General features: G+C 40.5%; 24 protein-coding genes. 16 read left to right on the top strand and 8 right to left on the bottom strand.

Features of this window, described 5'->3' with window-relative positions:
- Positions 1 to 47 precede the first annotated feature (47 nt).
- Positions 48 to 2,000 carry a lipoteichoic acid synthase gene (gene ltaS / locus AJGP001_RS03955; protein WP_071154540.1) on the top strand — a complete coding sequence of 651 codons (1,953 nt, stop codon included), beginning with the start codon at positions 48 to 50 and terminating at the stop codon, positions 1,998 to 2,000.
- 62 nt (positions 2,001 to 2,062) lie between these two features.
- On the opposite strand, the gene AJGP001_RS03960 is transcribed toward ltaS, so the two are convergent.
- On the bottom strand, positions 2,063 to 2,626 hold the full coding sequence (locus AJGP001_RS03960; protein ID WP_071154539.1) for a DUF4256 domain-containing protein: 564 nt from the start codon (positions 2,624 to 2,626) through the stop codon (positions 2,063 to 2,065).
- Positions 2,627 to 2,858: 232 nt separating this feature from the next.
- On the opposite strand from AJGP001_RS03960, the gene efeO reads away from it, so the two are divergent.
- The 4 genes from efeO to AJGP001_RS03980 all read left to right on the top strand — a co-directional run bounded on the left by efeO (position 2,859) and on the right by AJGP001_RS03980 (position 7,294).
- A complete protein-coding gene (gene efeO, locus AJGP001_RS03965; RefSeq protein WP_071154538.1) occupies positions 2,859 to 3,704 on the top strand; it encodes an iron uptake system protein EfeO in 846 nt (281 codons plus the stop codon).
- A 5-nt stretch (positions 3,705 to 3,709) separates the two neighbouring features.
- Positions 3,710 to 4,984, top strand: a complete 1,275-nt coding sequence (gene efeB / locus AJGP001_RS03970) for an iron uptake transporter deferrochelatase/peroxidase subunit (protein ID WP_078080178.1) — start codon at positions 3,710 to 3,712, stop codon at positions 4,982 to 4,984.
- A complete protein-coding gene (locus AJGP001_RS03975; RefSeq protein WP_078080179.1) occupies positions 4,959 to 6,713 on the top strand; it encodes an FTR1 family iron permease in 1,755 nt (584 codons plus the stop codon). The genes efeB and AJGP001_RS03975 overlap by 26 nt, the downstream gene beginning before the upstream one ends.
- A gap of 158 nt (positions 6,714 to 6,871) precedes the next feature.
- Positions 6,872 to 7,294: a YybH family protein gene (locus AJGP001_RS03980; RefSeq protein WP_071154537.1), complete on the top strand. Its 423-nt coding sequence runs from the start codon at positions 6,872 to 6,874 to the stop codon at positions 7,292 to 7,294.
- Positions 7,295 to 7,351: 57 nt separating this feature from the next.
- Here the strand turns inward: AJGP001_RS03980 and AJGP001_RS03985 are convergent, their stop codons facing one another.
- The 5 genes from AJGP001_RS03985 to AJGP001_RS04005 all read right to left on the bottom strand — a co-directional run bounded on the left by AJGP001_RS03985 (position 7,352) and on the right by AJGP001_RS04005 (position 11,431).
- Positions 7,352 to 7,741, bottom strand: coding sequence for a hypothetical protein (locus tag AJGP001_RS03985; protein ID WP_078080180.1), 390 nt, complete (start codon positions 7,739 to 7,741; stop codon positions 7,352 to 7,354).
- 59 nt (positions 7,742 to 7,800) lie between these two features.
- Positions 7,801 to 8,511, bottom strand: coding sequence for a hypothetical protein (locus AJGP001_RS03990; RefSeq protein ID WP_071154536.1), 711 nt, complete (start codon positions 8,509 to 8,511; stop codon positions 7,801 to 7,803).
- 1 nt (position 8,512) lies between these two features.
- Positions 8,513 to 9,385: an ABC transporter ATP-binding protein gene (locus AJGP001_RS03995; protein ID WP_078080181.1), complete on the bottom strand. Its 873-nt coding sequence runs from the start codon at positions 9,383 to 9,385 to the stop codon at positions 8,513 to 8,515.
- Positions 9,385 to 9,759 carry a GntR family transcriptional regulator gene (locus AJGP001_RS04000; RefSeq protein WP_049694831.1) on the bottom strand — a complete coding sequence of 125 codons (375 nt, stop codon included), beginning with the start codon at positions 9,757 to 9,759 and terminating at the stop codon, positions 9,385 to 9,387. The genes AJGP001_RS03995 and AJGP001_RS04000 overlap by 1 nt, the downstream gene beginning before the upstream one ends.
- Positions 9,760 to 9,937: 178 nt before the next feature.
- Positions 9,938 to 11,431 carry an MDR family MFS transporter gene (locus tag AJGP001_RS04005; RefSeq protein ID WP_071154535.1) on the bottom strand — a complete coding sequence of 498 codons (1,494 nt, stop codon included), beginning with the start codon at positions 11,429 to 11,431 and terminating at the stop codon, positions 9,938 to 9,940.
- 181 nt (positions 11,432 to 11,612) lie between these two features.
- Here AJGP001_RS04005 and AJGP001_RS04010 point away from each other — a divergent pair, with 181 nt between their 5' ends.
- From AJGP001_RS04010 to AJGP001_RS04060, 11 genes are all read left to right on the top strand, one after another.
- Entirely contained in the window at positions 11,613 to 11,936 is a 324-nt protein-coding gene (locus tag AJGP001_RS04010; protein WP_071154534.1) for a DUF3870 domain-containing protein, read from the top strand.
- A gap of 112 nt (positions 11,937 to 12,048) precedes the next feature.
- Positions 12,049 to 12,261: a hypothetical protein gene (locus AJGP001_RS04015; protein ID WP_058386157.1), complete on the top strand. Its 213-nt coding sequence runs from the start codon at positions 12,049 to 12,051 to the stop codon at positions 12,259 to 12,261.
- Between the two features lie 283 nt (positions 12,262 to 12,544).
- Positions 12,545 to 13,693, top strand: a complete 1,149-nt coding sequence (locus AJGP001_RS04020; protein ID WP_143039559.1) for a CaiB/BaiF CoA transferase family protein — start codon at positions 12,545 to 12,547, stop codon at positions 13,691 to 13,693.
- A 29-nt stretch (positions 13,694 to 13,722) separates the two neighbouring features.
- The gene (locus tag AJGP001_RS04025; RefSeq protein WP_058386155.1) at positions 13,723 to 14,937 is read left to right on the top strand and encodes an acyl-CoA dehydrogenase family protein; all 1,215 of its coding nucleotides are present in this window, start codon (positions 13,723 to 13,725) and stop codon (positions 14,935 to 14,937) included.
- A 243-nt stretch (positions 14,938 to 15,180) separates the two neighbouring features.
- A complete protein-coding gene (locus AJGP001_RS04030; protein ID WP_071154532.1) occupies positions 15,181 to 15,897 on the top strand; it encodes a PspA/IM30 family protein in 717 nt (238 codons plus the stop codon).
- A gap of 46 nt (positions 15,898 to 15,943) precedes the next feature.
- Positions 15,944 to 16,972 (top strand): TFIIB-type zinc ribbon-containing protein, encoded by a 1,029-nt coding sequence (locus AJGP001_RS04035; RefSeq protein WP_071154531.1) that lies wholly within the window; start codon positions 15,944 to 15,946, stop codon positions 16,970 to 16,972.
- Positions 16,966 to 17,751: a TPM domain-containing protein gene (locus AJGP001_RS04040; RefSeq protein ID WP_071154530.1), complete on the top strand. Its 786-nt coding sequence runs from the start codon at positions 16,966 to 16,968 to the stop codon at positions 17,749 to 17,751. Before AJGP001_RS04035 ends, AJGP001_RS04040 begins: the two co-directional genes overlap by 7 nt.
- A gap of 33 nt (positions 17,752 to 17,784) precedes the next feature.
- A complete protein-coding gene (locus AJGP001_RS04045) occupies positions 17,785 to 18,786 on the top strand; it encodes an SPFH domain-containing protein (RefSeq protein WP_071154529.1) in 1,002 nt (333 codons plus the stop codon).
- A 323-nt stretch (positions 18,787 to 19,109) separates the two neighbouring features.
- Positions 19,110 to 20,717 carry a DcuS/MalK family sensor histidine kinase gene (gene dcuS / locus AJGP001_RS04050; protein WP_071154528.1) on the top strand — a complete coding sequence of 536 codons (1,608 nt, stop codon included), beginning with the start codon at positions 19,110 to 19,112 and terminating at the stop codon, positions 20,715 to 20,717.
- A complete protein-coding gene (locus AJGP001_RS04055; RefSeq protein WP_078080182.1) occupies positions 20,710 to 21,423 on the top strand; it encodes a response regulator in 714 nt (237 codons plus the stop codon). The genes dcuS and AJGP001_RS04055 overlap by 8 nt, the downstream gene beginning before the upstream one ends.
- Positions 21,424 to 21,623: 200 nt before the next feature.
- A complete protein-coding gene (locus AJGP001_RS04060) occupies positions 21,624 to 22,934 on the top strand; it encodes a 2-hydroxycarboxylate transporter family protein (protein ID WP_071154527.1) in 1,311 nt (436 codons plus the stop codon).
- A 112-nt stretch (positions 22,935 to 23,046) separates the two neighbouring features.
- Here AJGP001_RS04060 and AJGP001_RS04065 read toward each other — a convergent pair whose 3' ends face one another.
- Both AJGP001_RS04065 and AJGP001_RS04070 read right to left on the bottom strand, forming a co-directional pair.
- Positions 23,047 to 24,228 carry a DUF2812 domain-containing protein gene (locus AJGP001_RS04065; protein WP_071154526.1) on the bottom strand — a complete coding sequence of 394 codons (1,182 nt, stop codon included), beginning with the start codon at positions 24,226 to 24,228 and terminating at the stop codon, positions 23,047 to 23,049.
- Positions 24,225 to 24,554, bottom strand: a complete 330-nt coding sequence (locus AJGP001_RS04070) for a PadR family transcriptional regulator (protein ID WP_071154525.1) — start codon at positions 24,552 to 24,554, stop codon at positions 24,225 to 24,227. Before AJGP001_RS04070 ends, AJGP001_RS04065 begins: the two co-directional genes overlap by 4 nt.
- Positions 24,555 to 24,692 lie beyond the last annotated feature (138 nt).

The raw sequence follows: 24,692 nt of genomic DNA on the forward strand, positions 1-24,692 counted from the left end.
CAAACGTCCCCAAGTCCCTGTGAATACTAATAATGAGAAGGTGCAATATGGAAAAGAGTAAATCATTAAATAAAAAAATAGTTAACAAGTATGTGCCTCTGTTCGTTTTGGCAGTCGCTATGCTCTGGATAAAAACCTATGTATCTCAGAAAATGCAATTTAAACTAGATGTTGACGGAGTGCTCCAAGAGTTTCTGCTGTTTATCAATCCACTTGGGTCCGCGTTACTCCTATTAAGTTTGTCGTTCTTCTTTAAAGGGGCGCGAAAATACTGGTCGCTGCTACTCATTTACACATTAATGTCGGTGTTATTATATGCCAACGTCGTGTATTTCCGTTTCTTTAGTGATTTTATAACCTTGCCAACTTTGTTTCAAACGCAAAATTTCGGTGATTTAGGCGGCAGTATTATTACATTAATCCAGCCAACCGATGTGCTATTCTTTGTTGATGTAATAGTACTCGCGATTCTTATAGGATCAAATCGAGTTAAAAAAGAGTCCGGAAATTTTAAGACGAAAGTTATTCTTCCGGTTATTACGATTGCGTTAGCCATTTCGTTCTTTAACTTGGCTCTAGCGGAAAAAGATCGCCCACAGTTGTTGACGCGTGGATTTGATCGAAGCTATATCGTAAAATATTTAGGTATGTACAATTACGCGCTTTATGACACGGTCGAAACCTTGAAATCCTCTTCACAACGGGTTCTTGCTGATAGCGATGATAAAACTGAAGTATTAAATTATACAAAATCGAATTACGCAAAGCCCAACGAAGACTATTTTGGTGCTGCTGAAGACATGAACGTTGTTTACCTACATCTTGAATCGTTCCAAACCTTCTTGCTGGACTATGAACTGGACGGGGAAGAAGTGACGCCGTTCTTGAATTCACTGATCGGTGATCAAAACACATTGTATTTCGATAATTTCTTCCATCAAACAGCTCAAGGTAAAACATCAGATGCAGAATTCATGCTTGAAAACTCTTTGTATGGGTTACCAAAAGGCTCGGCATTTATAACAAAAGGCCAGAATACGTACCAAGCAGCTCCGGCAATATTGAAGGATAAAGGTTATACATCAGCTGTGTTCCATGGCAATAACGGAACGTTTTGGAATCGTTCGGAAATTTATAAATCCTTTGGTTATGATCATTTCTTCGACATCGAATCGTATACCAATTTGACTGAAGAAGACATGGCAGAATACGGCGTTATGGATAAGCCATTTTTTGAGCAATCAGGTGAACTATTAGAAACCTTGCCAGAACCTTTTTACACGAAATTAATGACAGTGTCGCATCATTTCCCTTATCACATCAATCAGGATTTGACGACAATTGGAAAAGCTACAACGGGCGATCCAAGTGTTGATAATTATTTCCAAACGGCTCGTTATGCAGATGAAGCAATCGAGCAGTTTTTCACGCAACTAGAAGAGTCTGGTTTGGATGATAACACGATGGTTGTCTTGTACGGTGACCATTACGGGATTTCCGATAATCACAATCAAGCAATGGAACAAATTCTATCAAAAGAAATTACACCAGTTGAAAATGCTAATCTTCAGCGCGTGCCACTATTCATTCATGTACCAGGTATGAAAGGCGGCGTTGACCATACTTATGGTGGACAAATCGATCTTCTGCCGACTGTTATGCACATGCTTGGCGTTGAAACAGAAAATTACATTCACTTTGGTGCAGATTTACTATCTGAAGACCACGAGGAACTGGTGACATTTAGAAATGGCGATTACGTCAGTCCTGAAATCTATTCAATCGGCGAAAAATATTACAACCCTAAAACGGGATTGCCGTTAGAAGATACACAACTCGAGCAAGCAGAGAAATTCCAACAACAATCTAATTACGAACTGGAATTATCTGATCAATTAGTTACTAGTGACTTGCTGAGGTTCTACACACCTGACGGATTTACACCAATTGATCCGGCTGACTATAACTATCAAAATGATAAAGTAGAAGAAGCTGAGTAACGATAACAAAAAAGCATCCTAAAGACGGATTACACCGTCTTTAGGATGCTTTTTGCATTTAGTTAAACTCTCAAAAACCCTCTAAATCCTCTTGCTCCGTAATACGAGTCCGCACCGTTATGGTACAAAAAGACTTGTCCATAGCGGAAATCACAGAACAGAGCGCCGCCGAGATCGCGGATTTCTTTAGGTGTCAGAACCCAGCTTGATGTTTTCAAATCAAAGCTACCGTGTTTTTGCAATACCCGGTATTGATCTTCAGACAGCAGTTCAATACCCATAGCAGTAGCCATGGACAGAGCATTGTTGTCAGGTTTGTTTTTCTTTCTAGCGTCCAATGCCTTTTGATCATAGCAAATACTTCGGCGACCACTCGGGCTTTCTGGTGAACAGTCGTAAAAGACATAATTGCTTGTTGTCTCATCAAACTCTAGGACGTCTGGTTCTCCGCCAGTTCGCTCCATTTCGTGCAGTGACCAAAGCTTGTCAGGCTGGGTCTCCAACTTTTTCTGGATTTCGTCCCACTGCATCCAGTCGTGACGCTGGATATTTTCTTCGAAACGGATTTTCAGCGTACCGAGTAGTTCTTCTCGCTGTTCAGCTGTTAATGCGTTTTTCTTAGCCATGCGCTTTCCTCCTGTCGTTCTCGACGTTCTACAAACTGACTTTTATTAAATTATGCACGGTTTTGAATAGCTAAGCAACTGGCACTCTTATGTAAGGAGAGAAAAGAGGGGTTATAATATTTTTTTGTAAGAGTTGTTGCTCTGTCACTAATATCCATTCAAATCCCATTGACTTTTCATTGATAACGATTATCATTATTAATTAGAAACAAAAGATGAAAGAGGGATATACATGAAAAAAGCTCCATTTTTACTATCTTCCATATTAATAAGTGCTGCATTAGCAGGATGTGCAGAAAAAGAAGCGAGTTCACAGCCTGAAGTAGCTGCAGAAACGATCGATTTACAAAATGAAGTAGATGCCTATAAACAATTTGCGATTGAGCAAATGAACCAATTTGTAGTAGAAACAGAAAAATTTACAGAAGCTGTGAAAAGCGGGGATATTGAAACTGCGAAAGCGATTTATCCACAAGCACGTATGTATTTCGAGCGATCGGAACCAATTGCAGAAAGCTTTGGCGATTTAGATCCCCGTATTGATGCTCGACTTGCAGATATCGAAGAGGCCGGTCAAGGTGAAGAAGACTGGTCAGGTTACCACAAAATTGAGTACGGCCTATGGGTAGAAAATACAACAGAAGGTTATGAAGAAGTAGCGGATCAATTATTGGTCGATACGAAAGAACTTCGTGCTCGAGTCGAAACGGTAGAAGTGACGCCAGACTTAATGATGACAGGCGCAGTCGATTTGTTGAATGAAGTATCTACTTCGAAAATTACTGGCGAAGAAGAAATATTCTCTCATACCGACTTATATGACTTTCAAGCAAATGTCGAAGGTGCAGAAAAGATCTTCCACATTTTAGAACCTGAAATCGAAAAGAAAGATGCGGCACTTACGGAAGACTTGCAAGCAAAATTCGATGCTTTATATGGGCTATTAGACAAACACGCAACGGGTGAAGATGGTTTTGTTTCTTACGAGGAATTGACTTCTGAAGACACGAAACAATTAGCAGAAGCAGTAAACCAGTTAGGTGAACCACTTAGTCGGATGGGTATCATAATGGAGTGAATGTAATGACTGAAAAAGACGAAAAATGGTTGGAAAAGAAAATTTCAAGACGCCATATGCTGAAAATCACAGGAGCAAGTGCAGCAGGAGCTGCTGTGCTTGCTTCTGGAATGGGTGGCATGGCAAAAGCTTTTGGCTTTGACATTCTTGATGACGATCAAACGGCTGAAAACAAAGTTTTGTTTTACGGAAAACATCAGTCAGGCATAACAACTGATACCACCACGCACATTTACTTTGCTTCGTTGAATGTATTGGTGGAGTCACAAAGTGAGTTACAGGACTTGTTTAAGATGTGGACTCCTCTGGCCGTACGTTTAATGAACGGAGAACGATTGGAAGAAAGTTCTCAAGGGGTATTTACGCCACCGAAAGACACCGGTGAATCAGCGGAGTTAGATGCTGCTAACTTAACCGTTACGTTTGGCGTTGGCCCATCGTTATTCGACAACAACAAGCTTGGTCTTGGATCTAAGAGACCAACTGAATTGACTGAGCTGCCTCATTTTCCTAAAGACCAAATTGACGATAAATTTGCAGGCGGGGATATTTGTATACAAGCATGCGCTGATGATCCACAAGTCGCGTTTCATGCCGTCCGTAATTTAGTGCGTGCTGCTACAGGAAAAGTGACATTAAAATGGACACAGACAGGATTTACATCGACACCTAAAGTAAAAGATAAAAAAGAAACGCCCCGAAATTTATTTGCCTTTAAAGATGGAACCGTCAACCCAAGTCCGAAAAGCGCTGTTGATATGAAGGAAGTTGTATGGGTTCAACCTAATGAATCAACAGGCTGGATGACTAACGGAACTTATTTAGTCGTCCGCAAAATTCAGATGCATTTAGAGACATGGGATCGAACTTCATTGCAAGGACAAGAAGCAACTTTTGGAAGACATCGTGACAGCGGCGCTCCAATTGGTAAAAAGAAAGAATTTGACGAAGTCGATTTAAATGCGAAAGATGCTAGTGGCAATCCGCATATTCCAGCCGACTCACATATGGCACTTGCGCGGAAAGTGAAAGATCGGATTTTGAGAAGAGGCTTTTCTTATTCCAGTGGATTGATCGATGAAACAGGCGCATATGATGCAGGCTTATTATTCATTTCGTTTCAGAAAAATCCAAAGCAGTTTATCAATATTCAAAATGCATTAGGACGTGCGGATAAACTGAATGAATATATTACCCATCGAGGTAGCGGTATTTTCGCTTGCTTCCCTGGTATACAAAAAGGGAGCTATATTGGTGAGAAACTTTTTAACGTACTTTAAAATTCTTCTACTAGCGATTGTATTACTATTGGTTCCGGCTCATAATCATGCTTCTGCCGAACAATCTTTTGGTCTTTTCTATGTTTCGATTACCGACGCGATTATGAGCACTCAAAATGATGATGATGTAAAAGCTGTTGAGGCCATTGAAGATTTTCAAAAAGAATGGCAACAGCTAAGCGTTACGGAAGGGGAGGAATCCCAAGCAGTAACGAACTCGCTTGAAAAAGCTTTGGTTGCAACAACCAGTGAAGAGCGATTAACTGCATTAACCGGACTATCAAAAGCACTGACCGCCTACGAAAAAGCTGAAAACCCCGTTGACGAAAAAGCGGGACGAGAGGATTTTTTGCAAGCAACAGAGCCATTTGTCGTTGACTTAAAAACAGCAGTCGATTCTGGAAACACACAAGAAATTCAAGATGCGTATTCAGTTTTTCTGGGGGTTTGGTCGAAAAATGAGCGAGTTGTTCAAGAGCAGAGCATTGCAGCCTATGGGCAAGTAGAAACACAAATGTCCTTTATGCGGATTTCTTTAGCTGAAGATAGTCTTGATGTTGCGGCATTTAGTGAGCAGGTTGAAGCACTTGATCAAACGATTCAAAATTTTGCTGCTGGAAAAATAAAAGAATCAACTGCAACGACTACTTATTCTTTAGCAACTTTGATTGGCTTGTTAGAAAAAAGTGAAGCTTCAATTGAAGAAAAAGAGTTTGACCAAGCTGCAGAGGCGTTGAAGAAATTCATCACAATTTGGCCAAGTGTCGAAGGCGAAATTCGCACAAAAAACGCCGGCTTGTACAGCGAAATTGAAGCGGAACTCCCTCTTCTTGTGAGTGATTTGACTCGTGACGAAGTACAAGTTTCTGCAGTTGTTGAGAAGATTGCTTCTTTAAAACAACAAATCAATTTTATCCAACAAGATACGGAATACAGTTTTTGGGACTCTGCCTTGATCTTGTTACGTGAAGGATTAGAAGCGTTGCTCATTATTTCTGCGTTGATTGCGTTCTTGAAAAAAGCGGGTCAGCAACATATGCAGCATTATGTCTATATCGGAGCGGCAGCGGGTATTGCGGTGAGTATCCTTGCTGCAGTATTGATGTCTACGCTGCTTCAGTCCGGAACCATTGATGCCAGTCGCGAAGTAATGGAAGGCTATATTGGCCTACTTGCGGCAGCGATGATGCTAGGTGTTGGTGTATGGCTTCACAGCAAATCAACTGTCACTGCATGGAATCAATACATTGCAAAACAAATGAACCAAGCGTTATCCACACAAAGCGTTTTGGCCATGACGGTCTTGAGTTTTTTGACGGTATTTAGAGAAGGGGCAGAAACGGTCGTGTTTTATATGGGCATTGCACCGAAAATGTCGACCTTCGATTTTAGTTTGGGAATCGTCCTTGCGCTACTGATACTAGTAGCAGCAGCTTTCTTTTTTGCAAAAGCCAGTAAAAAGATACCGATGCACTTATTTTTTGGTGTAGCAACTGTCTTCATTTACCTGTTAGCATTTAAAATTATTGGCGCGAGTATTCATACCTTGCAATTAACCAATGTGTTGCCAACTCATATTCTTGCTGATTTGCCTGTCATTAATGTCATCGGATTTTATCCATCTGTAGAAACGCTGAGCGGTCAGTTGATATTGGTCATACTGATTGTAGCGACCATACTTTATAAAAAGAACGCAGCTAAAACTAGCAATGTAGCAGTAGAAGGGTGATTACACCCACGAAATTCCTCTAAGGAAGTTCGTGGGTTTTTTGTGTTTGAAAAGATGATTTTACGCAAAGTAAACTGATCCATGCAGGACATCTTACTGAATTTAGCGAAAGATACTAACTAGAAAACGAATAGAAAACGAACTAGAGGAGGAGCTTTATGTTCACTGATGTTCAAGATGTACTTCAAAACTACCGGGATGCTGTTTACGAGCAAGATGTGGAGAAATTCCTTTTAAGCTATGCACCAAATGTTCATGTTTTTGATTGCTGGGAAGAGTGGGAATACCATGGAATAGAGCAGTGGAGTACGATGGTGATAGAATGGTTTCGTAGATTGGCTGAAGAAGAGATGAAGCTTGGGGTAGAAATTCACAAAGAAGCAGGAAAAGAAAATGCAGAAATGGCTTATGTTCATGGCTCTGTTAGCTTTGCAGCTTTAGACCAGACAGGTAAGGAATTGAGAAAGATGAGCAATCGGTTTACTTTTGTTATGGAAAAAATAGACGATTCTTGGCGTATTGTTCATGAACATTCGTCGCTGCCGATTGACATGGAAAGTGGGAAAGCGATTTTTGGATAATCTAAAAATAAAACCCCTGGCAGAAAAACGTGCTTTTCTGCCAGGGGTTTTTGCTTTCTATTCTTTTTCTGTTAAAAAGGTAATGATTAAGAACAGCAAAAATGCGAGCAACAACAAACTGCCACCTACGATGAATAAAATCATGACCAAGGTTTCATTCCAATTAAATGGGTTGATAGTGTATAGCCACATACCCCCAGTAAGCGTGAAAGCTCCAACCATCGCGAGTACACTGTGAATCGCAACTAACTTTTTGAAACGGATGGTATAGACGCGGTAAAAGATCCCCCAAGCAAAGACTGAAAGCCAGCCAACGAGCAGGATGTGTGCGTGAATTGGACGTAGGGCATAATCCATTTCACCTGCCATTTGCGAACCAAGAAACGTACCAAACAATCCAAAAACTGCTGAAAAGCGTATTAAACGAAGACTCCATGTTTTTTCCAAGATATGACCTCCATAAGGTAGTTGAGTAAATCGAGATGCAGAAAAGCAAAACGTTTTTTTCACATTTTTATCGGAATGCGTTTTGTCAGCAATCTGATAGCTACTAGCAGTAGTGTGATTAGCATCAATGATCCCACTGTTGCTAGTGTAATGCTAACTTCTATAGAAATAAAGGGAATCCATGGAATCATCGAACTGCCGGTCCAAAAAAAACTATTTAGACTGAGAGCTCCCATCGCAATTGCAATAAAGCCAAAACCAATAAGCCATCCGAAACGGTAATAACCAATGCCGATCAGCCAGCCAATCAGGTAAAACGTAAAGATATCTAAGAAGAACATACCTGATGCTGAAAACCAACCTGTCGCTAGATCGAATATCATATAAGTGTTTGCATCAATAGGCAGTGTCACAAAAGTGGAAATTAAATGCTCAATGCCGTTAAGCGCAAGTGGAATAAGAGTAACAGCCAGCGCCAAGAAAAATGTGGAAATAACCGTTCCGGCATACAAGTCCTTACGAGTAATGCCTTGTTGAACATAATAGCCTAAAAAACTATATGCTGCGATAATTCCGCACACCAACATAAAAATAGCAACAGAATAGGTTGAAAAGGCGAAAAACCCTTGAATACTGGCATTATTTTTTGATGCAATAACCAATCCAATAACATGAGCAGCCGTAACAAAGAAGAAAAACCAAATACTCCATTTAACCTGTTCGTAAAAAAGGTCGACTGCGACTTTTGAGTAGAGTTTGACTTGCGTCACGTCAACGCACCTCCTCTGTTAGATGAATAAATAGATCTTGCAATGACAAAGGACCAACTTCAAGGCCTTGTTTTTGAGCAGTAAGTCGTTCTTGTTCTGAAATTGTTCCGTAGAACATGACAGATTTCGTAGTGCCTAGTTTTTGCTCGTTTAGTATTTTTCTGTCTGAGACAAAGGCATCGACTTGATCGGTTGCTCCTGTAATAGAAACGCCTTGAGCAGAAATGCTTTCATAATCATCATTCAGTATTAGACGACCTTGATCGAGAATGACAATTTGATCAAAAAGATACTCCATTTCTGAAATCAAGTGAGTAGAAAGAATAAAGGTTCGAGGATGCGTCTCTTGGTCTGCTAAGATTTCCTGATAAAAAATTTCACGAGTAGGGGCGTCCATTCCGAGATATACTTCATCGAAAATGGTTAATGGCGAACGACTAGCCAAGCCGATGACCACAGTGAGAGCCGACTGCATTCCTTTTGATAATTTACTAATCGGTTTGTCTAGTGGTAGATGGAAGCGTTGCAATAAATAATTAGCATACTTTTCATCGTAATTCGGGCGATACCGTTTAGAAAACTCTAGTATAACCGGAATCTTATCATCTTCTTCGCTGTAATTTTTTTCGTAAAGAAAAGCAATTTGCTGCATCTTGTTAGGATTTTCAAAGACAGGTTCGCCATCAATTTCTACTTGACCTTGTGTTGGCTCACGGAAAGCCGCAACCAAAGAAAGAAGAGTGGTCTTTCCAGCACCATTGCGACCGATCAGTCCGTGGATTTTCCCGGGCTCAAGTGTCAATGAAATATTCTTTAACGCTTCAAACTTTCCGAATGTTACTGTGACATTACTTAGATTCACCTCAGCGGCCATCAGATTTCACTTCCTTTCGTGTTTTTGATCAATTCAATGACTTCTGTTTCTGTAATTCCTAGTTTTTGCGCTTCTTGAACAAGGCTTTTGACGTAATTATCAACAAATGCTTTTTTACGTTGTCTTATTAATGTTTGTTTTGCCCCTTCTGCTACAAACATGCCAATCCCTCTTTTCTTAAACAAGATTTTTTCATCTACTAACTGGTTAATCCCTTTCGAAATGGTCGCATGATTAATTTTGTAAAAATTAACAAGTTGATTGGTCGATGGTGCTTGATCACCTTCTTGAAGCTGATCATTGACAATCTGATCTTCAATTAATGTACGAATTTGCAAAAAAATCGGCTTGCTCGAATCAAACGCATTGTTCATTAAAAACACCTCCTATGATCGTGTTAGGATATATGGTTGTATACTTATGTATATAACCATATATCGTAATGAGTTAGTTGTCAATTAACAATGAAAGTTTTTTCAATAAAAAACGTTTTAAGCAGCGCGTAAAGACTACTTAAAACGGGATATGATACGCATGATGGGTGTGGAATAGTTATTCGATTTTATCTCCAAGTTTTTCTTTACTCATCAGAAAGGCAGTTAATAGCGCTAAGAAAGCGGGAACAATCGCCCAGAAGAATGTGCTCGAAATTGAAGAAGATAATGCACTTATCAATTGATCTGTTATGTCAGTAGGGATATTTGCACGCGCTTCGGGAGATAGTAGAGCACGAGAATCTCCTGAAAAACGAGCAGCTTCAGTTCCAAACTGCTTTGTTAAGTTCCGACTGAATAAGTGGCTTTGAATAATTCCAAAAACAGTGATCCCGATGGTCATTCCGAATGTACGCAAAAAGCTCACTGTAGATGTTGCAGCTCCTCGTTTACGAATAGAAAATGGATGAATCGCAGCTGAAGGGATGACGGAAAACGAAGCCCCAATGCCAAGTCCTACCAAAATCATAAACACGACAACCATAAATCGTGGTGTATCAACAGACAGTGTCGCTAACAAAATCATTCCAATTGTCAACAAAGCAAGAGTGGGAACTAAGAAAGAACGATATGTGAATCTCGTCATTAATGCACCGCCAATAGAGGCACTGACAACCGATCCAACCATCATCGGCAAGAGCACGAATCCGGCATTCGTCGCATCGCCACCTTGCACACCTTGAATATAAAAAGGAATATAAACAGAAGCTGTGATAAAAGCAGCACCACTAAAAATGGAAATTAGCCCACTCGTCGCAAACAATCGCTCTTTAAACATGCTAAAGTCGATAACGGGTTCTACAGCACGACGCTCAGCGATAACAAAAACAATCGTGAGTATGACAAAACTTGCAAACAAGGCAAAGCTTTGAAGGGACATCCAAGCGAATTCTTTACCACCTAGTTCAACTGCGAACATTAAAGAAACGACCGCGCCAACTAATGTAGCAGCACCTAGCCAGTCAATTTTCCCTTTAGAGCGCTCGAGTGACTCTTTATAGAAAAAGGCGACCATGATAAAGGCAATCAAGCCAAGTGGGATGTTAATATAAAATACCCACGTCCAGTTAATGTATTCTGTAATGTAAGCACCAAGAAGAGGACCAAATACACTGGAGATGCCGAAAACTGCACCGAACATGCCGCTCATTTTCCCGCGATCTTTTAACGGTACGATATCAAACATAATCGTAAACGCAATTGGCATTAACGCTCCGCCACCGATTCCTTGAATCGCACGGAAAATAATCAATTCGTTAATGGTATCGGCGGTGCCACATAACATTGAACCAATCATAAAAACAAGTAGCCCGAACATAAAAAATCGTTTGCGACCATACATATCGGATAATTTACCGAAAATAGGCATACCTGCCATTTGTGCAACTAGATATGCAGAAGTTACCCAGACAAATTTATCGACACCGCCAAGCTCCCCGACAATAGAAGGAAGGGCAGTGGTGACAATCGTATTGTCCATGGCTGCGACTAAAATCGCTAGCAATAATCCACCGATGACCACTTTAATATTACTCTGACCTGTATTGTTCATGATTTCCACCCGCCATTCTTTTAGAGTATGTAAAAGATATTCATATCATAGTCCTCTGTACAAAAAAAACCAAATTCGAATGCACGATTTTAACAATAAAGAAAGTTTTTTTGAGTTATTGCTCTTTTTCAATATCATAGAGACAGTATGGTAAAGTTAAACTAAAAGGAGAAGATATCGAATGAATACTCTTTTTATCGCGGGTCATGCTAGACTTCCAGCGGGGATGGCCGCTCAAAATATATATGAAACGTTGACCATTACTGCAGAAATTGATAAGAATTACAGTGTGATTGTATCGGCAAGCTGCACATTGGCAACAGCTCACGGCCAAGAGTTTGTCCAACAGTTACTGAGAGGCTATAGTTTGCAAGACGGTATTGAAAAACCATTAGCAGATATAAAGGCTCATTATCTTGGAAAAGCAGGAAATGCTTTGGCTTCTGCATTGAAAGACCTTTTTAAGCATTATGAAAGCTATAAAGGAAGCTCCCGGTCATCTTAAAAATAACAGTAAACTATCAAAAACTGAATCTTAGCAGAAGCAGCAATAAAGAGGTTAGCTTCAGTTTTGTTGGGTATACAACAAGTAAATCTTTGGAATCGGAGTGATTAGAATGGCGAGAAAAGGCACAGCAGGAAAAACTCCTGAACAACAATCGGCTCCTTCACAATCGGTAATTGATAAAGCCGTCAAGAAAACAAAAGAAGCTTTCGACAGCGACAGTGAGGCGACTAATTACGAAGACGCTACAGATGAAATGGAGAAAGCGAAAGATTATTCTAAAGAGGCGCCCCATAAACGAAATGGAGAAAACCGGACTATTTAGTTAGTCTGGAGAAAGTGATGAATAGTCAGATTAAACACTCTTTTCGATTTACAAACCCTGTGTTCTGTATTACAGTGATACTAAGAGTCGTGTTAAAACGTTACAGCGTTTATCTCGCACGATCTGTACGATACGAAAAAAATTATGCTGCCTAGTCTGCTGAAATTTCTTTTCAGGAGTTTCATACGTAGATAAAAGCCAGTCCATTCAGACAAGCAGTTTTGCTGTTGTCTTTTTTGGCTGGCTTTTTTGCATGGCAGTTGCAGGGAAAGGAGAGGTGAACGTGGCAGGAGCATTGGCAGGCATGAAGATACTCGATTTATCACGCGTTCTGGCTGGTCCTTATTGCACGATGATTTTAGGAGATCTCGGGGCAGAAGTAATCAAAGTGGAAGCGCCCGGTGGCAGCGATGAAACCCGTAAATGGGGTCCTCCTTTTCAAAAAGGGGTCAGTGCTTATTACCTGAGCGTCAATCGCAACAAAAAAGCCATTACTGTTGATTTGAAAACAGCAGAAGGTGTCGCTACTATTAAAAATCTTGTAGCAGAAAGTGACGTGGTCGTTAGTAATTTCAAGACCGGTACGATGGAACGCTTGGGACTGGGTTATGAGACATTATCGCTTATTAATCCAGCTATCGTATTCTGTTCGATCACGGGTTTTGGCGAAACAGGACCTAACCGACATTTACCAGGTTATGATTTCATTATCCAAGCGATGAGCGGACTTATGAGCATAACGGGTACGAATGAGTCAGGGCCTCAAAAATCAGGCGTTGCGATTGTCGACATACTGACTGGATTGTATGCCTGTATTGGCATACAGGCGGCAGTGCTCGAGCGCGTTCACTCAGGAAAAGGACAAAAGCTAGATATCTCTTTGTATGATACAGCGGTTAGTGCGTTAGTGAACATCGGTAGCAATTATTTAATGGACGAACACATACCAACAGCTCTAGGCAATGCGCATGCCAACATCGTTCCTTATCAGACATTCCGAACAGCTGATGGAGAAATGGTTATTGCTGTTGGCACAGATCAGCAATTTCAGGCACTGTGTACGGTTTTAGGGAAACCCCAGTACGCAGTGGACGAACGTTACGACAGCAACCCGAAACGAGTAAAGAACCGTGACAGCCTTGTGCCATTATTGCAGGAAGCTTTGTTGACACAAAAAACAGTGTATTGGCAGGCTATATGCATAAAAAATAACATCCCAGCCGGACCCATTCAGACGATAGCGGAAATGATCCATGATCCACAGCTTCAAGCACGTGATATGTTCATTGAACAAAATCATCCGACAGCTGGAAAAATTAAATTGATAGGCAGTCCGCTAAAGTTGTCGCGGACACCGGTCAAAATGGAACGTCATCCGCCAAATGTGGGAGAACATAATGAAGAGATTTTAGGGCAATATTCTATTACGTAATTCACTTTATTAGTAAGGGGAGATTGACGATGAATTTTTCATTCACAGAAGAACAAGACATGTTGCGCAGCACGACACGAAACTTTGTCGACAAAGAAATCATGCCATTTATTGAAGACTGGGACCGAGCAGGTAAATCAGATCCAGCGATTTATGAAAAATTGGCAAAGCTTGGATTGATGGGTGTCTGTATTCCCGAAGCATACGGAGGCAGTGGCATGGATTACAATTCGCTAGCAATCGTTTGCGAAGAACTTGAACGTGGAGACACGGCTTTCCGTACTGCCGTTTCTGTCCATACGGGATTAAATAGCTTAACCATTCTTCAATGGGGAACAGAACAACAAAAGCAGCAGTACTTAATCCCACAAGCAAAAGGGGAAAAGATGGGTGCTTTTGGATTGACGGAACCAGAAGCCGGATCGGATGTTGCAGCTATGAAATCGACTGCTGTGAAACAAGGCGATCATTACGTGTTAAACGGCCAGAAAACGTGGATTTCTTTATGTGATGTGGCAGATTATTTTCTCGTCTTTGCTTACACGGGCGACCAATCACAAAAGCATGGAGCGATTTCTGCCTTTATTGTCGAACGTACGTGGCCAGGATTTTCCTCGAAGGCAATTAAAGGAAAACATGGCATACGAGCAGGAAATACAGGAGAACTGTTTTTTGAGGATGTTAAAGTACCGAAAGAAAATTTGTTAGGGCAAGAAGGCGAAGGATTTAAAATTGCGATGTCGGCACTAGATAACGGTCGATTTACGGTTGCCGCTGGAGCAGTTGGGCAAATTATGGCATGTCTTGAGGCAAGTGTGAGTTATTGTCACGAGCGTCAGACATTCGGTAAAGAAATCGGTAGACATCAGTTGGTTCAACAAATGATTGCAAAAATGGAAGCAGGATTCCAGATGAGCCGTTTGCTCGTTTACCGTGCAGGTGAATTAAAAAATACAGGAAAACGCAATACACGTGAAACGTCTTTAGCAAAATGGCAGGCTTGTGATTTTGCCAATCAAGCAGCGGACGATGCTTTCCAAATACATGGAGCTTATGGTTATTCCGATGAATATCCAGTCAGCCGTTATTTGCGCAATTCCAAAGCACCTGTTATTTACGAAGGAACACGAGAAATTCATACAATCATGCAAGCAGAATATGCTTTAGGTTATAAAGAAGATAAGGCGTTGTCGAAAACTTTACCTGCTTGGGAGCATCAAGCCGATCCGACAACTAGCCGCTAAGGATTTGTTTTAAAGTTGGAAGCCCCTGAGCGAATGGCAGTCAAGTTTTGCAAAGGGGTTACCAGCTTTTTTTCTTTTCATCAGGTTGGTTTAGTTTTGAAAAATAGAAAAGACTGAATTCTCTTTCGTTACAGATTAAATGAGTCGATTAATGCGTTATACTAGAATGGAGAAGTTTTTTCATCGCTATAGCTACAGTGAATATTGGAAGTAAAGAAAAACTATACAAAGAGGAGAATGATGATGGAAATTTTAAAACGTTTTAAAGATATTATGACGAGTAATATTAACGCTTTACTAGACAAAGCAGAAGATCCTGAGAAAATGATTGATCAGTATTTACGTGATTTGAACAGTGATTTAGGAAAAGTGAAATCGGAAACAGCCGCAATTATGGCAGCTGAAAAACGCGAACGCCGCGAACTGTCAGAGGTTGAACAAGAGATTGACGACATGCAGCGCTATGCCGTAAAAGCTTTAGAAGCAGGCAATGAAGACGATGCGCGGAAGTTTTTGCAACGAAAAGCAGAGCTTTCTGAAAGAGTAACAGACAAAGGAACAGCCGTTGAACTCGCAGCGGCCAATACACAACAAATGCGCCAAATGCATGACAAGTTAGAGTCGGACATTGGAGAACTTGAATCTCGCCGTTCAGAGCTAAAAGGCAAAGCTGCAGTTGCAAAGACACAAAAACGCATGAATGATTTTGCTTCTTCAGTAGACGGTGCAGGCGAGCGGATTTCTGCTTTTGATAAAATGGAGCAGAAGATCAACCAAGAACTTGACGAAGCCATTGCTATGACCGAACTCAACAAAGGATCGGAAACAGATATTAAAGATTTGGCTTCGAAATACGATAGCGACACATCTGTCGACGATGAATTGGAATCGCTAAAAGCAGGCATTAATGTAGACGATGAACTAGAAGCATTGAAAAGTCAGTTGGGCAAAAATGAATGATATGTGCAGTGTAAGAAGTTCCTTTAAGTTGAAAGGGGCGTAAAAGATGGTCATTCAGTATAAATGTCCGAACTGTGGTTCAGACATGGCGTTTGATAGTGAGTCAGGGCACCTGTCTTGTTCGAACTGTGGCAGGCAGGACAACATTGAGACGTTTCCTGAAACCAATATCTTACGAAAATTTGATCCACAAGAAGCGAAAGAATATCACTGTGAAAACTGCGGCGCCGTTATTTTGACCGAAGCACAAACTACTGCGACACATTGCAGTTTTTGTGGAGCACCCGTGTTACTTGCAGACAGATTAACAGGTGACCTGGCTCCGGCCAAAGTAATTCCTTTTACGATTAGCAAAGATGAAGCTGTCGCTGCATTTCGAAAATGGACGAATAATGGGCGATTGACACCAAGAGGTTTTACCAGTGGTGACCGCATTAAAAAAATGACCGGTATGTATGTGCCGTTCTGGCTGTACGACATTGATGGCACAGCGGATGTGGCAGCGCTTGCGACTAGAGTGCATAGCTATACGTCGGGCGATACGATCTACACAGAGACTGATTTTTATGATATTCGTAGAGAAATAGACCTTAGCTATTTAAAAGTTCCAGCAGATGCCTCGGAAAAAATGGACGACGAATTGATGGACAAGCTGGAACCTTATAATTACGAAGAATTGAAAGATTTCAAGATGCCTTATTTGGCAGGCTTTCTTGCCGAAAAATACGATTATGACGAAGAAGCGCTGTACTCACGGATCGAGTCGAAGATCGTCCCTTATATCGATTCGTACATAGGCAGCACCATTTCAGGCTATTCGACTGTCAGCTATACCCATAAGCAAATTCTGACGAATAAGAAAAACGTCTACTATACGTTGTTTCCTGTGTGGATGGTTTATTATGATTTCGACAATAAGGAACATACTTTTGCGATGAACGGTCAAACCGGTAAGGTAGTCGGTAAACCGCCAATTAGTGGATTTAAAGTTGCAGCTTGGTTTACCGGTATTGCGGCTTCCGTTTTTGCAGTCATGAAAGTGGTTGCGTTCGCTGTAGGAGGTGTTCTATGGTGAAGGCTTTTCAAGGTACATGGCTTAAAACTCTTTACTTATTGCTAATACTGGTGACTATAACTGGAGTCACTGCATTTGCTGCAGTGGATCAACATGTTTACGATAACGCTAATTTGCTTAGTGAATCAGAAATCGCAGAATTAGAAGCTGTGGCAACAAAATACAGTGATGAGCAAGATACGGACTTCCTGTTCTTAACTTTGGTAGATGAAAAATCGTTGTCGATTATGGAGGACATGGGTGATTTTTATGATGCATGGTCTGTAGAAAACAATCAAAAAAATGCGGTGCTGCTGACGATGAACATTGCCACACGCGATGTTTACTTAGCGGGCTTTGGTACGGCAGAAACATCACTAGATAATAAGCGGGTCGATTTGGTACTAGATCGAATTGTTCCCGAAATGCAAAACGGCGACTATGCAGATGCTTTTCAGGAGACCGTCACTACATCAAGCCGCTATATGGAATATCGACCAGGTGTCAATCCGGAAAACATTCTTCTTAAAAGCTGGTTTCAGCTGCTAATTGCGTTGTTACTGGCGACAGGTGTTGTCGGATTCATGTTATACAATTCTGGTGGACGTGTAACAACGACTGCTAGTACTTATTTTGATGGGGATCATACAAAAGTGACCGGTACGCGTGACCAATTTCGCAATAAAACCGTTTCCCGTCGTAAAGTTCCGAAGGCTAACAGTGGAAGCGGCGGAGGCTTTGGTGGGGGCGGAAGTACGGGAGGCGGCGCTTCTTTCAGTGGAGGCGGTCGTAAATTTTAAAAACAGATGATAGAAAAGGAGGAGAAACGAAGAATGGGTTTTTTTGGCAATCAATTTTCAGATGTAGTGGAATGGGAAGAATTTAGGGAAGATCAGATTTTCTGGAAGTGGACGAATAATGAAGTGAAAAAAGGGAGTAAGTTAATTATTCGTCCAGGTCAGGATGCCGTCTTTATGAATAATGGCAAAATCGAAGGGATTTTTGAAGAGGAAGGCGAGTACGATATCGAATCACAAATCGTGCCATTTTTGTCGACCTTAAAAGGCTTTCGTTTTGGCTTTAATAGCGGTATGCGTGTAGAGGTATTGTTCGTCAATACAAAAGAATTTACGGTTCGATGGGGGACGCAAAATCCAATTAATATCCCATCCCCACAGTTGCCAGGCGGTATGCCAATTCGTGCAAATGGAACGTTCCAGTTTACAGTAAGCGATTATATCGGCTTGATCGATAAAATTGCAGGCGTTCGAGATAGCTACATCGTTGACGATGTGAAAATCCGGATTACGGCGATTTTGGATCAACTCTTGATGAGATGGATTAGTAAAGAAGGCAAGGACATGTTCAATTTGCAAGCCAATGCGCATGAAATTGGACAAGGCATTCAAGACGATTTGAATATGCAATTGATGGAAGATGGCTTAAAAGTGACAGGCTTCCAAGTGATGAGCTTTAATTATCCGAAGGAAATTCAGGATATGATTAACAAAAGCGCATCACACGGAATGGTCGGGGACGTCGCCAAATACCAACAGATTTCAGTGGCCGATGCCATGGGCAAGTCATCTGGGTCCAATGCAGCCTCTGACATGGCAGGTATGATGATGGGAATGAACATTGCCAAAGAAATGATGGACGGTCAGAAAGAACAAGAGTCCAGAAAGCAGCAAAATACAGCGGGTACAGGTTCTATGGATTCAGCAACACAATCAGGTGCTAACGATAAGCCAGCACCAAAATTCTGTCCGAACTGCGGCCAGAAAAACGAAGGGGCCAAGTTCTGTCCGAATTGCGGGCAAAAGCTAGTTTCATAAACAAAAAACCCACTGCTAGGATATCAGAAATCCTAGCAGTGGGTTTTTCTGTTGGTGTAAAAGCGGTAAAAAAGCTGAACTGCTATTCTACTTATATAGTAAAATAGCAAAAGAGTAAGTCGAGACTGTTACGAATATTTCTGGGATCTTGAAATCATAGAAATATGGAATGTACAACTGCCAAGTCAGTTTTAATTGTTTTTTAAGAAAGTCAAAAAACTGGACCTCTCCAAATCACGCTTGGCTTAAAGCGCGAAAAACAGTCTATAAAAGAAAAATATGGAACTTACATAGTCAATAAAACTAGAACGGAGCGGTAACTAATGACTTTACCACGCTTTAAACTGAGTTCCATCATCATCTTCTTTATCTGTCTAGTGGTACTGATTTCGTTGATGATTACTATTCTCCTTATTACCGAGACAACAAGCGAAAGTATAGAAAATCAATTAGAAGAAAAAGCTGTCAACATTTCGCGTATAGTTGCGGAATCTCAAGTTATACGCAACGGCTTATTGTCTACTGAAATGGAAACAGAGATTCAAGATTATGCAACGACCATTCAAAAAGCCACAGATGTACTGTTTATTGTCGTTATGGATATGGAAGGAATACGAAAATCACACCCTGATTCACAACAGATTGGAAAGTTTTTTATGGGTGGAGATGAGAAACAGGTGCTTGTAGGTGAGGATTATACGTCGCGCTCAGAAGGTACACTTGGCAAATCTCTACGTTCATTCACACCTATCATGGATACAAAAGGAAAACAAATCGGCGCTGTAGCAGTTGGAATTTCACTAGAAGAAGTCCAATCGGCTATTTGGCAAAATCAAATCAAGATTTTGATGGGCTCGGCTGTCGGCTTGCTGATTGGAATTATTGGTGCTTTCTGGCTTGCTTGGTATATCAAGAAAAGTTTGTTTGGATTGGAACCATATGCAATTGCACGCATTCACGAAGAGCGAAATCAGATGCTGGAATCAGTTTACGAAGGGATTATAGCGATTGATGCAGATTCGAAAATCGTCTTAGTCAATAAGTCGGCAAGACGGCTTTTTTATGAGGCGGGATTAATGGACGAGGAACCGATTGGTATGGATAGTAACGAATTTTTACCGGGTGCTATGTTAGAACAAATACTAAATCAAAAACAGCCAGATTTGGATCAAGAGCAAAAGTTTAATGGTATCTCTGTAATTTCAAACCGCATACCGTTAGTAGTGAATGACCAAGTGATAGGAGCAATTGCCACATTTCGAGACAAAACAGAAGTAAATTTATTGGCGGAACAGCTGACAGGTGTCCGACTATATGCAGATACTTTAAGGGCACAATCACATGAATTTATGAATCAGTTGCATGTGTTACTGGGTATGATAAAACTTGAAGAATATGAACAAGTAAAGCAATTTATTTCCAAACTAACTGATCATCAGGCTCATGAAGTCGCTGCTGTCACACACTATATTAAAGATCCTGTTCTTTCAGGATTTATCATTGGGAAGATCAGTTATGCAAGAGAAGCGCATGTCGAACTTACCATTCAATGTGAAACGGAAATTCCATGCCCAGAAGATCCAGCTGTTACACATGAAATCATTACTATTCTTGGAAATATCGTCGACAATGCAATTGACAGTGTGATGGAAAGTGAACGAAAGCTCATCACCATGGAGCTTTCTTATATTGATAATTTGCTAGAGATGACCGTAGCGGATTCAGGTCCTGGGATTCCACGAAACAGGGAAGAGACTATTTTTTCGAAAGGTGTCTCTTCTAAAAAAGGAGAAAATCGGGGATTCGGTCTTTATCTTACGAAAAATAGTGTTGAAAAACTGGAAGGTTCAATCGATATTATGTCAGAACGAGACGGAGCTGTATTTTCAATTATCGTTCCATATGAAGCAGGAGGTGAGTGTAATGATTAACGTCATGATCATAGAAGATGACCCCATGGTGGCAGAACTAAACCGCCAATACGTTGCAAAAGTAGAAGGCTTTACGGTGATTGGCCATGCAGCAGATACGAAGGAGGCGATTGAAATGTTAGCAGCAGTAGAAGTGGACTTGCTGCTGCTCGATATTCATATGCCAGGAATGAACGGATTAGATTTTTTAAGACAGCTTCGCGAAGGAAAAAAGGATTTAGATGTTGTGTTCATCACCGCAGCTTCTAACATCAGTCAAGTTCAACAAGCACTCAGACTTGGTGCTATCGATTACTTAATAAAGCCTTTTGAATTTAGTCGCTTTCAAGAAGCGCTTTTGCAATACAAAAGTCATTATTTTGGACTGGATAACAGAGATAAAGTAAGTCAGCAGGAACTTGATCAAATGCTACAGAAAAACAACGATACTCAAAAATCGGGGAAATTCGCAACAATACCAAAAGGAATGACAAGAACGACGTTAAAAAAAGTTGTTGAAGTAATACTTCAAGTAGAGTCAGAAACGTTTTCTACAGAAGATGTCGCAGAAATTAGCCATATCTCAAGAGTATCGGTAAGAAAATATTTAAAATTCTTGACCCAAATTGATTTTCTTGAAGAAAATCTTGTTTATGGAATCGGCCGACCAATTTACCGATACGTAGTAAAAAAATCAAATCGAAATAGTGTAACACCTTATTTGTAAAAGTAGCCAATTTGGCTACTTTTTTTAATTACAATAACTTCAATAGTTTTATAAGGTATTTGTTTTCTGACTATTTAATTAAGATAAGAATTAACAGTTGAAAGCGCTTACCCTTATGCGTTTATCAGTTATTAAGAAAAACAATGAAAAGCTAAAAAGTTGGGTGAATAACAAAAGAACATAGAATGGAGCTGATAGAAATGGAAGAAAGTAAACGAACAGTTCCAGCCGATTTGCCGATGAAAAAAAGCTTAGGAACGCTATCAATTTTTAATATCCCAATTTTGTGGTTTGGAGTTTTTGCGGCAATTGCTCTTTACGCTATGTATACAGATAACTTGCCAGCAGGTATGATTGGAGCGCTATTGATCATCATGGTCCTAGGGGAACTACTTGGCTGGATTGGAGACCATACGCCAATTGTTCGAACGTTCTTAGGTGGCGGTGCAATTGTAGCCATATTTGGTTCAGCTTATATGGTCTATAGCGGGTTAATGCCGGAAACCACTACTACGCTCATTACGGAATTTATGAAAGACGGAGACTTCCTGAACTTTTATATAGCGGCTTTGATTACTGGAAGTATTCTGGGGATGGAGTCGAAAGTACTGGTGAAAGCGGGTGTTCGTTACGCTTTGCCGCTACTCGCAGCAGTTGCAGGTGCAGTCTTACTCGCAGCGCTTGTCGGCATGTTACTCGGATTTAGTATACAAGATGCTGTACTGGTCATAGCCATGCCAATTATGGGAGGAGGCATGGGTGCAGGTGCCGTGCCGATGTCACAGGTTTACTCCGAGATGCTTGGAAACGAGCCTGGTTATTACTTATCAATTCTGGTGCCGGCATTGGCACTTGGTAACGTTTTTGCGATCATTCTTGCGAGTGTATTGAACATTGTTGGTAAGAAATACCCGAGTTTGACAGGTAATGGACAATTAATCAGAGGATTTCATTATGAGAAAAAAGAAGTACCACAATATAACCTGTCCAAAATGGGTATCGGTGTCTTGGCTGCAGTCTCCTTTTACATGTTAGGAAATCTTTTAGGCGACTTTATCCCTTTGCATCCATACGCAATTATGATTATTTTGGTGGCAGGTCTAAAAGTGGCGAATGTTATGCCGGAAATTATCGTTGAAGGAGCAAGTCAGTGGTACGAATTTGTCGCTAGAAACTGGACCAATGCTCTGTTGATTGGTATTGGTGTCGCTTATACAGATTTAGCGGCTGTTTTAAATGCATTAAGTGTAGAATATGTTCTGATCGTTCTGGCAGTAGTTATAGGAGCGGTTATCGGTTCAGGCATTATCGGGAAATTTATGGGCTTCTATCCAATTGAAGCGGCCATTACAGCTGGTCTTTGCATGGCGAACATGGGCGGTACGGGTGACGTCGCTGTACTATCTGCGGCAAGAAGAATGGAATTAATGCCATTTGCACAGATTTCCTCTCGTCTTGGGGGTGCGCTGATTTTACTATTAGCTAGCGTATTTATTCCGTTTTTCCTATAGAAGAAAATCCACTCACAGCTAATAGTGTGAGTGGATTTTTGATTCTCTTGTAGTATTTCCTTGAATGTTGCGCTATTGATTAGAGAATAAACATGTTCCCAATTCAACTGTTTCAAGTAGTAGCTTGCTTTTTCAATCGGATGTAATACGTCCATAGTTTGACTAACAAGGATCCGTAAATAGTGATGCATAGCATAAATACGAAAGTTCCCCATGATAACCATTGAGATAGCTCCGTTTGTCTATTCAAGTTGTTAACTAGGAAGTAAAGATACAAAAGTGTAAAAGGTAAAAAGAAGGCTGTATAAGTAAAAACTATTTTTTTAGCTTGTTTGATCCGAGTGAAATAATCGCTATATAGCTGTGGTCGCTGTTGATTTTCTTTGTACTCCTGGCTCCAAATAGTCCAGTTTTCTAAATTAGAATAGGAGACAAAACAATCACGCCAGCCGGCTTCTCTATGAATCGAAAAATAGCCTGCAGGCGGTTGTCTTTGATAGTCGACTCGGTAAGCGATATAGCGAGGCTGGCCTTTCGTAAAATGAAAAACAGTTCCAATTTTACTGACGCGATATAAATTAAGTCCCTGCTGTTCCATCGACTCTAGCCATTTTTCGAGTTTATCAGGAGAATACATCCAGCCTAATCGAATTTTTGTCACCCAGCGTCCTGAGCGTTTCAAATGCTTTTCTGCTTGCGTATCAATGCCATTATTTAGTTGAGTAGTAGCTCTAATAACTTGTGAATTTTTAAGGATATTATTCGTTTTCGTAATTTTAATAATTGAATAAATGCCTAGCAAAACTAAACCAATAGCTAATGCAAAGAACAAATACGTCACAATCCAATAAGGGCTTTCTTCTACAACAATCGATTCATCCGTGAACAAGTAGGAAAAAGCTAAAGAAATGGGTGCAATTAGTACACTTATTAAATAAAACAAAAGTCCATAAAAAAGATACGTAATCGTTTGGTTGTGTTTAATAACACCATCTCGAGTTGGAAAGTTTCTAATCGTTTGTTCAGGTCGATTATTTGTTGTGACTTGCCATTTCCCTTTAGTGGCAATAGCTTTCCAACCCTCAACTTGCAGCGTTTTTGGAAGGATAGGCGATTTTAATTTGTCATAAGCAATTCGATAAATTCGTGAATTTGTGGGGGTCTCAGTAAAGTAGAAGCAGCGCGTCCAGCGATTCAATTCTGCAAAGGTTAGTCCGCTATGTGCCATTTTTGATAGCCATTGCTCTGTTTTAATAACATCGTAGCTCCAGAAAGGATTGTACATTTTCTTCATTGGAAATCCTCCTCAAAAGTCAGTGCATTTTGATGTAACTCTTTCAGTCTTCTTATTTCTTCGTGTATGAGTTGTTTTCCAGTATCAGTGATTTCGTAAACAATTTTTCGCTGTTCATCCGCAAAAACGACGATCACTCCATCTTTTTGCATCTTTGTCAAGGTTCCATATACAGTACCTGATCCAAGACGCAGTCGACTTGTTGTAATTTCTTCTACGTGTTTAACAATGCCGTAGCCATGTCGAGGTTCAGTTAAAGACAATAGAATATAAAAAGCGGTCTCAGTCATAGGTACATATTTTTTTAACATTTTTTGAATATCCATAAGAAACCCTCTTTCTCATATGTCACATTTCGACTATATCACGTCGTGACATATAAGGCTATTATTTTATGTATAAAGTACTCCTCAGAAACTGAGAAAAGAATAGTAAAAATACAGAATAAAAATTATGGTTTATAC

This window comes from Planococcus faecalis, assembly GCF_002009235.1.
GTDB lineage: Bacteria > Bacillota > Bacilli > Bacillales_A > Planococcaceae > Planococcus > Planococcus kocurii.